The following is a 12,870-nucleotide window of genomic DNA, read 5'->3' as shown; positions in this document are numbered from 1 at the left end:
TAAATGACAGACAACGTAATTTTGCTTGAACCTGGCGATGAGAGGGCAATAAAAATAGGCAAAGCCATGGCCAGCCAGACAGCAAATGACATTCTGTCTCTTTTGAAAAACGGGGAACTGACCCTTACTGAGATCTCAGAAAATCTGAATCAGCCCCTGACAACAATAAAATACCATGTAGAAAATCTCCTTGAAGCAGGACTTATAGAAGTAAAAAGAATAAAATACAGTGAAAAAGGCAGAGAAGTAAAAGTATACAGCGTATGCGACCAGGTGGTTATCGTATCGGCAGGAGGAAAAGACATCCGCCAGATACTGATGAAATATGCTTCAGTATTTGGGCTGTTCATTATAGCAACACTTGTCATAGCGGCGGTTTCATCGTCTCTCCTGTCCGGTTCAGGATACTTTGAAACGTCCCAGCCCCAGGGGGGCTTATCACCACAGGATTCTGTGCAACATGACTTTGGGGCAGAAAATGAAGATTGCCAGTACTTTGCAGCAACCGACGTAACCGCCAACAATAATACCACATCTTCACAGAAAAACATCAGCAGCGAAGGCAGTACGAAAAGTGCAGGTGCAGCTTTTGGAACCGAAACTGTTCAAAACGAAACATTCCAGGAGAAAATGACACCTTGTGAAGACGAAAATAACTTATCTAACATTATTCTTCAAAATACCAAAGAAAGAGAAGGTTTCGATGAAAATATATTATTAATATCGTTCTTTGCCGGCGGATGTGCAATACTTCTGGTTCTTATGGCATATGAATCATACATCTGGAGAAAAGAGAAGAAATACTGGAACAATTTCAAAAAGAGAGAATGAGATAATATCTGGAAAAATAAATCGTTTTATTTAATTCTGACCTATACAAAATACAGGAATCAGATCGTAACTTTTTTAAAATAATTTTCAGCCTGCAACAATTCTTCACGGGTATTGACATTGAAGGCAAGTGCAGGCTCATCAAGAAGAACCTTAAGCTCTTCCTGCTCACCAGCTATGTTTTTCCCGTCCAGAACATTTACCCCCGCAGGACAGCACACAACACCGTCCACTGTCTCATAATAGCTGCACTTGCAGTTGTTTTCACTGAAATAAATCTTCGGAACCCATACGGAACACGCCGGCAGATCTGATTTTTCGTAAAGGTCACGGATTCTTTCAATATCAACGGACCTTATCCCCGGAACATCAGCAACACATGTAAAAAAAGGGGTAGTGACGCCAATCTCAGTTATACAGTCAACAAGGTCTTCAATATACCCGTTTCCCTTCGACTGGTAAAAATCAATATTGTTGGCCCTGCACCAGTTCCTTGTCATAGGCACATTTTGCGAAACTACTACAAGGATTTCATAACCTGCATCCATGAAGGCTGATATGACATATGATATCATAGGTCTCCCAAGAACAGTGACAAGAGGCTTTTCACCAAGATTCATCCGGGTCCCAAGACCTCCGGCCATGATTAAAGCCAGCACTTTTTCAAAGCCTCCACAAGAACCTCATTCTCTTCTCTCGTCCTTACAGCAACCCTCACTGACCCGGGAAGACCAAAAGAAGTACAGTCACGTATGAAAACTCCTCTCTTAAGCATATCACGTGTAAAATCACCTGCATTTCTGGATATATCCAGAAGGATGAAATTCGTGCATGATTCATTATAACTGATTCCGATTTCATCAAACTTTTCATAGAGCCAGTTTCTTTCCCTTTTTATCAGTGAGCGGGATTCTAAAAGCTCATCATAATGATCAAGAGCATTATATGCAAAATTCTCGGCAAATGAATTAAGGGTCCAGGGCGGTCTGATAACTTCCATTTTTTCTATGAGTGAAGGGTCACCGAAACCAAAACCAATCCTTAGACCAGGAACGGAAAAAGATTTTGTAAACGACCTGCTGACAAAAACATTTGAAAATCCTTTTCCAATCATGGATTCTGCACCTTCTGCAAGTTCGTTGAAGGCTTCATCAACAAAGAGCATGCCTCCGGATAATTTTATATCATCTGCAATATTCTGAAGGTCTTTTAAGCAGAGCAAATCCCCCGTGGGATTATTGGGATTACATATGACCCGGACTTTTGCTTTTTTTATACTATCAGACGAACATATCCCGCCTGCAAGTTTCACCGAAAGAGCATACTCACCAAACGTATGAGGATCTGTCCTGACAAGATCACCATTTTCAATTACAGCATAGAAAAAAGACCTTATAACCTCTATAGACCCGTTTCCTACGCAGATTTCATCCTCGTGGCAACCAAATTTATTTGCAATTTTCTTTTTCAGTTTATAATATGAATCATCCGGATAAAAAGAAGCAGATGAAATATCCGGATTCCAGTCAAACACAGGGGGAAAAGGATTCAAATTGGCACTAAAATCCAGTATACCTCCACTGTTTAACTCTTCATGAAGCTGCGATGCTCCGCCGTGACACACTTTACGGGGAAAATAGCGTCCCAAAAAAATCTCTCCCTTTTATACAGTTAGTTGATTTTAGGTAGATAAAAAAATTTTGAATAATGCAGATTTTAAAAACAAACCTTTATATAGTTATAGATTGTATCAATGATTGTCTGAAGATTAGTGTCTGACAAAAAGTAAACATACGTCAGACAAATAGCAGACAATTGTCTGCCATATGTCGGACATGTGGTTTCAATGATGGAGCGAGTTACAATCAGATTACCTTCACAGCAGGTTGCAATGCTTGAAAAACTGGTGGAGGCTGGAGAATTCCCCACAGTATCTGAAGCAATAAGATACTCTGTTAGAGAACTCATCGGAAAACACGCAAACAGGGTAATCAGAGACAGTGAACAGATTTCCTTTGAGATGTAAACAAAAGGGGATACAGATTTAAGTACAAGCATTCCGTCTCAAAAAATCAAACCCAAAATCTGATTTAATTTAAAACGAGGAAAGGAGGTTTATTGGATGCAAAGTATTATCAACGAGGCTTTAAAGCACGCAGAATCTGAACAAATTGAAAGGAGAACAGGGGTTATTGGAGAGGAAGACTTCATAGGTCAGCCGAGAATTGTTATTGTCGGGTGCGGGGGAGCAGGCAACAACACTGTGAACCGTCTGTACCACATGAAGGTCAACGGTGCCGAGACAATAGCCGTAAATACAGACAAGCAGCACCTGGAGATGATCCAGGCTGACAAAAGGGTTCTTGTCGGCAAGTCCCTTACAAAGGGACTTGGTGCGGGAGGTTTCCCGGATGTCGGAAAACGTGCTGCAGAAATGGCAAGGACAACTCTTGAAGGTCTTTTGCAGGATGCAGACCTTGTATTTATTACAGCCGGCATGGGCGGCGGAACAGGTACAGGTGTTGCACCGGTTGTAGCCCAGATTGCAAAGGAGCAGGGGGCAATTGTTGTAGGGATGGTAAGTTATCCGTTCCAGGTGGAAAAAGCACGTCTCATGCGTGCAGAAGAGGGACTGGAAGCACTGTCCAATGCGGCTGATTCGGTAATTGTACTGGACAACAACCGTCTTATGACATTTGTGCCCAACCTTCCTCTCGGGCAGGCGTTCTCGGTTATGGACCAGCTAATCGCAGAGACTGTAAAAGGCATATCTGAGACGATAACCGAGCCGTCACTGATTAACATCGATTACGCTGACGTTCGTGCAATAATGAGCAAAGGCGGAGTCGCAGTAATGCTTGTCGGAGAGTCAAAACAGCAGAACAAATCCGAAAGTGTCGTTCACGAGTGTCTCAACCACCCGCTTCTTGATATCGACTACCGCGGCGCAACAGGAAGCCTGATTCACATCACAGGAGGAAGCGACCTGACACTCGCTGATGCAGAAGAAATTGCAAGTACACTTACCTATGAACTTGACGCGCATGCCGATGTTATCTGGGGAGCACGCATAAACAGCGAATTCGAGGGAAAAGTAAGAGTCATGGCAATTATGACAGGTGTAAAAAGTGCGCAGGTCATCGGGCGCAATAGCGCTACAGCCAGCATGTCAAGGTCTGAAATCGCCCAGGGCCCGTTTGAAAGAAATAATTCACGTCACAACAACGTTCTCGGTTCTTCTGCAAGAAGGGCTACACCTGAACAGACAAGCGGTGGTCTTATAGATTTCATCCGCTAAAAACTGAAAAAAATTCAGATAACTCAGACATAAATCTTCAACACCACCATACAATAATAAAATATTTTTTATTTATTCCACATGACAGATTTTCCGCCTTAAAATATATTTTTCTATTCTGTCCAAAATAAAGGAATGGCATAATTTTTATTTAGACGACTGTCAGGGGTATTTACCACGCCATATAGCAAAAATCCGGCATAAATATTTTTTTCAGGTTATCATGTTCGGATATCTGGTATTTCTCTATTTTACAGCAGTATGAAAATGCCCACATTAAAGCGTAAAACAAAATGACCGGCCGTTACAGTGCTGCCAGAGAAACTGTCTCTTTAGGAAAAAGTACGGACATTTATAAAAACCCTGCCCTGTTTTTAGGAATGAAAATAATAATTTATCTAAACTATGGAAAAATCCGCACTGGAAAAAGTAAAGGAAATATCCCGCAGAGGAGCTAAACAGCCCGATTCAGTAACAAAAAACGATTTATTATTCATTGAAAAATGTTTAACAGGAAATGATCCGGAAATTATCGCAGGAGCCCTGTGGGCCGTCGGACAGATAGGTATCAGTAAACCAGAGATTGTGCAAAGCCACCTTGAGACGGCCTTTTGTCACCTGAAAAACAAATCTTCCAAAGTCCGGGAGAACGCCCTGTTTGCCATAGGAAGAACAGGAAGAGCAAAAACTAAAACAATTTCGCAACGACTGGAAGATATTATAAACATGCATAGAGATGATGAGCCAAAGGTTCGCATGTCAATGATCTGGTGTTGTGAAAATATTGCAAATACAAATCCCGTTTTGTTTAAAGAGTACATCACTGTCTTTGAAAGTCTGCTGGATGACCCTGATGAAAAATATGTAAGAAGTGAAGCACCCGAGATATTCAGGGTTATCGGAAAATACAACCCTGAACTTGTAAAGAATTCACTGCCAAAACTAAAAGAGAAGCTTAACGACCCCTGCAGAGTCACCCGCATCCATTCTGCCGGAGCAATAAGGGTTATAGAAAAAAACATGACAGGTGGCCTTAAACATTAAAAATTAATGCAATCTGCAAGGAAAGATTTAGTATTATTTACGTTGAGCGCAAATGTTTCATAAGCCAACAACCGATATATTTCTAAAAGAACAAAGCAGATCAGTAACTTGTTATTAGTTGTGCAACAGAGATGAAAATCTCTTAACGAAAATCTTATTTAATATAAGCCCTCTAATTTATAGAAATCATTGTGCAGACCTAAAAAGAGTGCACAAATAACTTAAACGGAAATGTCTAAAAAGTGATGTAAAAAGCTTTCCGTTGGTGGAATAGGGAGTCGAACAAAAGACGAACAGCATGTAGAACACGGATACCAAAAAAGGAGTACCCGGGAAAAGAGATCTTTTGTTTCGTTAATTTAATTATCCTTAATCAACATTGACAGTTATTTGTAAAAACGGCTGTTTTGGGAATGCAGGGTTTATGACTACAGGTATGTGTTGAGCATGTTGAATGAATTGATAGAAAAAAGAAAAGTTGTTCTCCAGCAGTCAGAGGAACATAAAGAAAAAAGAAATGAACTAAATGCTCTTGCAAGTTCGCATGCACGCGAACGCAATCAGCTTAATGCGCAGACACGTGAGTTCGTTGACGATGCACAGAAAAACAAGGAACTTCGTGACAAATCAAATAATGATGTTCACCGCTTAAAAGACGAGAGAAATGTCTACAATGACAAGGCAAATGCTCTCTTCGAAGAAATAGATGCTCATAAAAAAGAGCACGGTGCAATCAGCAACAACCGCGGCATAAAAGAACTGCAGAAGCAGATTGAACACCTTGAGATGGAACAGCAGACCAGGGTGATGAACACTGAGAAAGAGCGCGAGCTTATTGAGAAAATTAAGCAGCTCAGGCTTTCCATAAAAGACCAGGAAGAAGAACTTGAGCAGAACAAGGAGATTCACACAAAGCTTCAGGAAGCTCGTGACCTCCGCAAAAAAGCTTCAGAACTTCATGCCCAGGTAACAGAAGCCGCTGAACTTGCACAGAAATACCATGATCTTATGGTTGAATGCTACCGCAAGGCTGACAAGTCACGTGAAGCTGCCGATGAAGCACACAAAAAATTTGTTGAAGCACAGGAATCCGCGGATTCAGAGCACAACCAGTTCATCGCATGCCAGAAAGAGATCCGTGATTATGATAAGGTAATCGGCGGCCTGCGCAAGAAGACAAAGAAGTCAAAAGTTACCAAAGAACAGAAAGCTGTGCGCAAAGAAGCTGAACAGGTATTCCAGCAGTTCAGAAGCGGTGAAAAACTCACGACTGATGATATACTGCTTCTTCAGCGTGCAAAACTGATCTAAACAAAAAATATCCTTTTTTTAGACAATTTTTTATACATATAAAATGAATTTTAATATAGATGCCGGATGTTAAAACACTGATTCTGTGTGTCGATCGCGATGATGATATCGGTTTTAAGGCAAACATAAATGAACCGGTTGTCGGAAGGGACAACTGCCTTAATGCGGCCAACAGTCTGGCTCTCTCCGATCCTGAGGATTCCGATGTCAATGCAATGTTTCAGGCTCTGAAAACCTATGATGAGCTTAAGGCAAAAGGCGAAGACGTATACATATCAGTTATCGGGGGCAACCACACAAACGAAATAGAAGGAGACAGGAGGATCTCACAAGAACTCGGAAAGATTGTCTGGGAGAATGAGATCAATGAATGCATACTCGTCACTGACGGAGCAGAGGACGAATTTGTACTCCCTATTATTCAGTCTGTTGTGGACGTCAAAAGCATTCAGCGTGTTATAGTGAACCAGATGCCCAATCTTGAGGGCACCTACTATATAATCAAAAAATTCATGGATGACCCTAAGGTAGCAAGAACTTTCCTTGTGCCTATAGGTCTTGCAATGCTTCTCTATGCTATTGCAAACCTTATGGGAACCCCGGAGATAGCTGTTGTAATAGTAGTGGGCGTCTTAGGACTGTTTCTGCTCTTCAAAGGAATGGGAATTGACGAATATTTCAACTATGCCCTCAATGCCCTCCACTCTTCCTTTTTGGGGGGGAGATTTACGTTCATTGCCTACATCTCGGCTATACTTATAGGAATAATCGGTGTAATTATCGGACTTACAAGTCTTCTTGAATGGTATTCCGTAGAGCAGGGAATTTTGTTTTATCTGCTTTCGTTCACATACGGATCAATAGCTTACTTCACTATAGCAGTCCTGATAGCGTCCATAGGCAAAATCATCGATATTTATCTCAATGATATAACAATTCTCGGGAGATATATCTCAATACCTTTCTTTGTCACAGCTGTGGGGATTATCATATACGGTGCAAGCATATACATCCTTGCAGTCAGCAGTAACCTGGACTTCCCGTTCCTCGGAATTGAAGGTGTAAGAGTTATTGTATACACAACGTCAATCGGGCTGATACTTGCGGCAACCGGAATGTACCTGCAAAAATACATAATAAAGTGGACAAAAATAAAACTGAATTCTGAACTTTAACAGCCGGAATTCTGTAAAAATAAAATTTTCATTTTTTAGTTGAAATGCTATTAAATTTTTTTCTCCTTTTTTGGTTCCGGATTTTGAATATAACAATGAAACCAAAACATTACATCTAAATCCGATGCATTAATACAGAATTTATTTCATCTGACGAAGACTGCGAAGAATTCAGAGAACCTGAAATTAGCATCAGGTTAATTTCTTCAGGTGATGACATAAAACCAGGCACCAAAAATTTTCAGTACAATTACGTATGTCTTATAGAAAAAATATAAAAAAAGAAAAGAATCAAAGAAACGAAAAAATTAATTACCTGTCTAGAAAATAAGAATTTTCAGGTTTTTTTGAAAAGCACCCCTAAGAGAGATAAAAGCTGGTCAATCATACACGCATAAAAAAACTGAACAGATATAATTCAGATTACTGCCAAAAATCAAAAAAGGTTTACTTTTTAAAATTACATTAGGCAGAAAAAAGCTCATTAGACTTTTTCTGCAAAATAACCGATTCCCGGTATTTCCTTCGTATCATTATAAGTTGTAGATGTCCTTGGCGTCTTTACAGATATCACAGGAATATTTACCATAAGCTCTTTTCTCGGGAACCACAGAGAGCCGTCACCGTTGTCAACCGACGAATTGTCAACAGTTATAACGGCGTGATCCATATCAACAATATCAAACCTGCCGTTTTTAATATTCATAACCCTGCTGAGTTTACTTTTAAGGTCCGATTTCCCGAGGAACAAAACAAGAAACTGAACACCTTCATCAATATTGTAGTGAACATCATAGACAGCCTCATTGTCGGAAAGCTCCACAGACAGATTGGTTATTCCTATGTAGCTGTACTGACTGCCTTCATCTGCAGATACAGCCGGAACTATTAATGAAAGCAAAAGCAGTGCAGACAGCACATAAATGATTTTCATTAGATTAAACGTTTATCAAAAACACGATATATTCTTTATGGTAGAACCTGTTGCAGAAAAAGCAACAATATAAATGTACAAAAAAGCATTAAATTAAAAAAATAAATGAGATAATTAAGACTTTCCTTAGATTTTCGTCAATTTAATCTCAATACTGGAGACGTTTGTTTTACCACTCTCAGTATCAACGATTTCTGTAGAAGTCTCTATCTCTGACTTTTTGACATTCTCCAAAAAACGGTTTAATGCAATCTCCGTTGTATCAACAGCGCGGGAAATTGCTTTCCCACGCGCTTTAACTGAAACTTCTTCAGCTCCCTGGTTGAATTGCGTAACTACTGCAAGAACATAGTTCATTACAGGTTTGTTACCTACGAACACTGTATTGTCTGTCAATTTGTTTCCCCTCCTAATTTTAATTCAATTAAAGATACTTTTTGCTAACGATTAGTTCTGCATTAAGGACAGATGCACCTGCTGCTCCACGTATGGTATTGTGCCCCATAGCAATAAAGCGTATGCCTTCACGAACCCTTCCTACAGAAACCGTCATTCCCCTGCCACGATTTCTGTCAAGTCTGGGCTGTGGTCTGTCCTCCTGTTCCAGAAGAATTACGGACTTGTCAGGCTGTGTAGGAAGACCTGAAAACGGTGCCCTGTAATTCCTGTAGTCATTCTTCAGTTCCTCAACCGAAGCGTTGACTCCAAGCCAGACTGCCAGGGTATGCCCATCTATTACGGGTACACGGTGGCAGCTCGCGCTGACTGAAAACGGCGCACTGATGATCTGTGAACCATCAAAGGTCCCCATAATTTTCTGGGTTTCGTTCTCCATTTTTTCCTCTTCAGAACCGATGAAAGGAATCACGTTGTCATAGATTGACATTGCCGCAACACCTTCAAAACCGGCCCCGGATATGGCCTGCATTGTTGCCACGCGAATATCAGAAATTTCATGGTGCTTTATTGGGTTTAGCGCAGAAACCATAACTATAGTTGAACAGTTAGGATTCGTTACAATAAACCCGTCACTGCCGCTGTCACGCTGCAGATCTATAAGGCCCAGGTGGTCGGGATTCACTTCAGGAATCACAAGAGGAACTTTTTCATCCATCCTGTGGGAGGATGCATTACTGCATACCGCCACACCGGCACGCGAAATATCTGTCTCCAGATTTGTTGCAAGACTTGCAGGAAGAGCAGAAAATACAAGATCCAAATCCTTTACGCTGTTTACATCAGTGTTTTTTACTACGATATCACCAACAGATTCCGGAAAGGGTTCGTCAAGACGCCAGTTTACCGCATCGCGGTAACTCTTTCCCGCACTGCGTTCAGATGCCGTCAGGGTCTGGAGATTAAACCAGGGATGACTGGCAAGCAGCTGTACAAACCGCTGCCCTACTGCACCGGTTGCACCTAATACTCCTACATTGATCATGGATTAAAAAAGAATACGTTGATTTAGGTATAAAATGTTTGTTTATCTATACCGGCCGCTTTATTCCATGCTGATTGCTTCAACAGGGCACTCGTCCACACATGCTTCACAGTCAACGCATTTGTCTTTGTCCACTGATGCAATACCGTCATTCATTGTAATTGCTTCCGATGGACATGCGTCAACGCAGTTTTCGCAACCTGTACAAGAATCTTTGTCTACTACTGCTACCATAGTTAATTCCTCGGTCTTAGGTTGGCAGTACTAATAAAATAAATTTCGTTTTTTTACAAAATAAAGGATAATTTAATAATATTCAGTCATTAAAACCAAGGACATCGTCCATTGAGTAAATGCCCGGAGATTTTTTATAGATCCATGGTATTGAACGAACTACTCCGTGCGCAAATACAAGCCTGTCATATGCGCGATGAGTGAGTTCTATAACCTCATCGTTTCCTGCAAACATAACTGTATGATCGCCGACTATATCTCCCCCGCGTATTACGTGAACACCTATTTCATCACCACGTTCTCCGACCATGCCTTCACGCCCGTAGACCTCCTTACGGTCACCAACCTCTTCTTTTAATATCTTTATAATCGTTTTGGCAGTCCCGCTCGGGGCGTCCTTTTTGAAATGATGATGGGCCTCAATGACCTCAATATCATAGTCTTTCAGCTGTTTTGCGGCCTCTCTTACAAGTCTCCAGAATATGTTTACGCCGAGACTGAAGTTGCTTGAAATTACCGCCGGAATACGGCCTGTGATAGTTTTATCAAGTTCCTCTCTCTGTTCTTCGGAAAAACCTGTTGTCCCGACAATAACCGCAACGCCGTTTTTTGATGCAGCTTTTACGTTTTCAACAGCAGCGCCGGCAACCGTAAAATCAACAAGGACATCAGGTTTTTTCTCTTTCAGGAACTCATCTATTCGGCAGGACTCATATACTTCAGTGCCATAGAACTGTCCGGCTTTTACGTCTATTCCTCCGACAAGCTCAAGGTCCGGCGAATCATTTACAAGTCCGCCTATCTTTGTCCCCATTCTTCCGAGAGCTCCGCATATACCAACTTTAATCATATCTTTCCAAAACTCCTTTGAGAATTTCTTTTTTGTCTTTGTCCAGTTCATCAAGGGGAAGCCTGAGAGGCCCCGCCGCCATACCTCTCATTCCTACGGCAGTCTTGACAGGAATCGGATTAGTCTCTATGAACATTGTCCGAAACATAGGGGAAAGCAGATAATGCATTTTACGTGCTTCATCAAGAGAACCTGACTCAAAGCTCTCGTACATCTTCACCATCATTTCAGGTTCGACGTTTGCCGTAACACTTATCACACCTCCGCCGCCGAGGGCAAGAATCGGAAGTGTCATAGCATCATCTCCGGAAATTACCGTAAAATCAAAATCACGGGTGCCTTCTATTATAGCCGACACCTGAGTTATATCCCCGCTTGCCTCTTTTATACCAGCAATACCAGGGTATTCGGCAAGCTCTATGATAAGGTCAGGCAAAAGGTTCTGCCCGGTCCTTCCGGGAACATTATAGATTACAACAGGAATATCCAGGTCTGCAAGCTTTTCGTAATGCTTAACGAGTCCCGAACGGTTCGGTTTGTTGTAATACGGACTCAAAACAAGAACACCGTCAGCACCAATATCTCTGGCGGCTTTTGTAAACCTTACTGCTTCCGCAGTATTGTTGGAACCTGTTCCTGCAAGGACAGGGACACGCCCGTCCGCTACCTCTACGGACTTTTTGATTACTTCCTCATGCTCTTCAAACGTAAGCGTCGCGGACTCGCCGGTGGAACCGCATGGCACAATCCCGTGGACACCTTGTGAAATAAGAAAGTCTATGTTGGATTTAAGACCTTCAAGGTCCAGCTCTCTTTGTTGATTATCCTTAAAAGGAGTTATTAATGCTGGATATACTCCCTCAAACATAAAGAGCTTATATGACTTTCTTTCTATTTACTTTTCTTGTAATTGCGCCTGCGACTCTGTTGCGGACACGTTTCGAATCGATTACTGCAACTTCGTCAACGACAACTTTGTTCCCGTCAAAATCATTTGTGAACTTTCCTGTGTTCTTAGAAAGCAGTTCCTGGCTCAGAGCCTTTATGTATGTCGGTTTAATTCCCATTTCTCTTACCTGTTAGTTTTTATTTTTATTATTTATGCGCTCGGCTATCATAATAATATTATTGACGACTGTCAGCGGGTCCTCACCAAGAAATCTTATCATGGGCTCTTTTCCGACTCCTCCGCGGTCATATATGACATCGGGAACATCCCCCTCGCTGCAACAGAAGGCGACACCCCAGTCCATGGTGCTGACCCCGGAAGGCTCTTTTTCCCTGTCAAAACTCCTGACTTCAAGGAGCAGGTCTTCTGCCTTTTTTATTATCTCTTCAGAAAAACGGATGTTTACGGCACTTCTTATGTCACTGTCAAACTTCATGGCTGTCAGTACAATTCTTGCCACATGGCTGCTTGCGCCGAATTTTATATCTCCTACAGGGTGGACTTTGTTTCCAAGCCTTACTATTCTGCCTTCAACTGCTGCGACATCGCCGGTCACACGCGCATCGGGAAGTGCATATGCGACATTCATACCAACTTCCGGAATAAACCATGGCGGAACAAGGCCAGCTATTTTTTCCATAGCCAGCGAAAGCATGTCTGTAGCATTCTGTTTTTCCTCGTCACGCATGGTATTCAGGTGTACCTGCAAACATTATTCACTTTTTGTATTCCAATTTTTAATAGGTACAGACAATTCAGGGTATTCAATATAAACATGAATATTTCTTTATCATATAAGAACA

Annotated in this window: 16 protein-coding genes; 6 read left to right on the top strand and 10 right to left on the bottom strand. The window is 41.5% G+C overall.

The annotated features are described in order from the left end of the window. Positions 1-3 precede the first annotated feature (3 nt). Positions 4-831, top strand: coding sequence for a transcriptional regulator (locus tag J2128_RS02475; RefSeq protein WP_209689357.1), 828 nt, complete (start codon positions 4-6; stop codon positions 829-831). A gap of 59 nt (positions 832-890) precedes the next feature. Here J2128_RS02475 and J2128_RS02470 read toward each other — a convergent pair whose 3' ends face one another. Further along, positions 891-1,490 carry an NTP transferase domain-containing protein gene (locus J2128_RS02470; RefSeq protein ID WP_209689356.1) on the bottom strand — a complete coding sequence of 200 codons (600 nt, stop codon included), beginning with the start codon at positions 1,488-1,490 and terminating at the stop codon, positions 891-893. Next, the gene (locus J2128_RS02465; protein ID WP_245323274.1) at positions 1,478-2,479 is read right to left on the bottom strand and encodes a histidinol-phosphate transaminase; all 1,002 of its coding nucleotides are present in this window, start codon (positions 2,477-2,479) and stop codon (positions 1,478-1,480) included. The genes J2128_RS02470 and J2128_RS02465 overlap by 13 nt, the downstream gene beginning before the upstream one ends. Before the next feature lie 198 nt (positions 2,480-2,677). Between J2128_RS02465 and J2128_RS02460 the strand changes: the two genes are divergently transcribed. The 5 genes from J2128_RS02460 to J2128_RS02440 all read left to right on the top strand — a co-directional run bounded on the left by J2128_RS02460 (position 2,678) and on the right by J2128_RS02440 (position 7,659). After that, positions 2,678-2,857, top strand: a complete 180-nt coding sequence (locus J2128_RS02460) for a type II toxin-antitoxin system ParD family antitoxin (protein WP_209689354.1) — start codon at positions 2,678-2,680, stop codon at positions 2,855-2,857. Between the two features lie 96 nt (positions 2,858-2,953). After that, positions 2,954-4,129: a cell division protein FtsZ gene (gene ftsZ / locus J2128_RS02455; RefSeq protein WP_209689352.1), complete on the top strand. Its 1,176-nt coding sequence runs from the start codon at positions 2,954-2,956 to the stop codon at positions 4,127-4,129. A gap of 405 nt (positions 4,130-4,534) precedes the next feature. After that, on the top strand, positions 4,535-5,173 hold the full coding sequence (locus J2128_RS02450) for a HEAT repeat domain-containing protein (RefSeq protein WP_209689350.1): 639 nt from the start codon (positions 4,535-4,537) through the stop codon (positions 5,171-5,173). Positions 5,174-5,620: 447 nt separating this feature from the next. After that, positions 5,621-6,484 carry a coiled-coil protein gene (locus tag J2128_RS02445; RefSeq protein WP_209689348.1) on the top strand — a complete coding sequence of 288 codons (864 nt, stop codon included), beginning with the start codon at positions 5,621-5,623 and terminating at the stop codon, positions 6,482-6,484. A gap of 59 nt (positions 6,485-6,543) precedes the next feature. Further along, a complete protein-coding gene (locus tag J2128_RS02440) occupies positions 6,544-7,659 on the top strand; it encodes a DUF373 family protein (protein ID WP_209689346.1) in 1,116 nt (371 codons plus the stop codon). 484 nt (positions 7,660-8,143) lie between these two features. On the opposite strand, the gene J2128_RS02435 is transcribed toward J2128_RS02440, so the two are convergent. The 8 genes from J2128_RS02435 to J2128_RS02400 form a co-directional block, all read right to left on the bottom strand. After that, on the bottom strand, positions 8,144-8,593 hold the full coding sequence (locus J2128_RS02435) for a hypothetical protein (RefSeq protein WP_209689344.1): 450 nt from the start codon (positions 8,591-8,593) through the stop codon (positions 8,144-8,146). Positions 8,594-8,719: 126 nt separating this feature from the next. Further along, positions 8,720-8,989 (bottom strand): DNA-binding protein Alba, encoded by a 270-nt coding sequence (gene albA / locus J2128_RS02430; protein ID WP_209689342.1) that lies wholly within the window; start codon positions 8,987-8,989, stop codon positions 8,720-8,722. Positions 8,990-9,017: 28 nt separating this feature from the next. Beyond that, positions 9,018-10,034 carry an aspartate-semialdehyde dehydrogenase gene (gene asd / locus J2128_RS02425; protein ID WP_209689340.1) on the bottom strand — a complete coding sequence of 339 codons (1,017 nt, stop codon included), beginning with the start codon at positions 10,032-10,034 and terminating at the stop codon, positions 9,018-9,020. A gap of 60 nt (positions 10,035-10,094) precedes the next feature. Beyond that, complete coding sequence (locus tag J2128_RS02420; protein ID WP_209689338.1) at positions 10,095-10,268, bottom strand: DUF362 domain-containing protein; 174 nt, start codon at positions 10,266-10,268, stop codon at positions 10,095-10,097. 82 nt (positions 10,269-10,350) lie between these two features. Next, positions 10,351-11,118: a 4-hydroxy-tetrahydrodipicolinate reductase gene (dapB, locus tag J2128_RS02415; protein WP_209689337.1), complete on the bottom strand. Its 768-nt coding sequence runs from the start codon at positions 11,116-11,118 to the stop codon at positions 10,351-10,353. Next, complete coding sequence (gene dapA / locus J2128_RS02410) at positions 11,111-11,986, bottom strand: 4-hydroxy-tetrahydrodipicolinate synthase (protein WP_209689335.1); 876 nt, start codon at positions 11,984-11,986, stop codon at positions 11,111-11,113. Before dapA ends, dapB begins: the two co-directional genes overlap by 8 nt. 7 nt (positions 11,987-11,993) lie before the next feature. Beyond that, positions 11,994-12,185: a 30S ribosomal protein S17e gene (locus tag J2128_RS02405; RefSeq protein WP_209689333.1), complete on the bottom strand. Its 192-nt coding sequence runs from the start codon at positions 12,183-12,185 to the stop codon at positions 11,994-11,996. Positions 12,186-12,197: 12 nt separating this feature from the next. Continuing rightward, entirely contained in the window at positions 12,198-12,755 is a 558-nt protein-coding gene (locus J2128_RS02400; RefSeq protein ID WP_209689331.1) for a thiamine-phosphate synthase family protein, read from the bottom strand. Positions 12,756-12,870 lie beyond the last annotated feature (115 nt).

It is taken from the genome of Methanomicrobium sp. W14 (assembly GCF_017875315.1).
Classification (GTDB): Archaea; Halobacteriota; Methanomicrobia; order Methanomicrobiales; family Methanomicrobiaceae; genus Methanomicrobium.
This window is presented reverse-complemented; position numbering and strand designations above follow the sequence as displayed.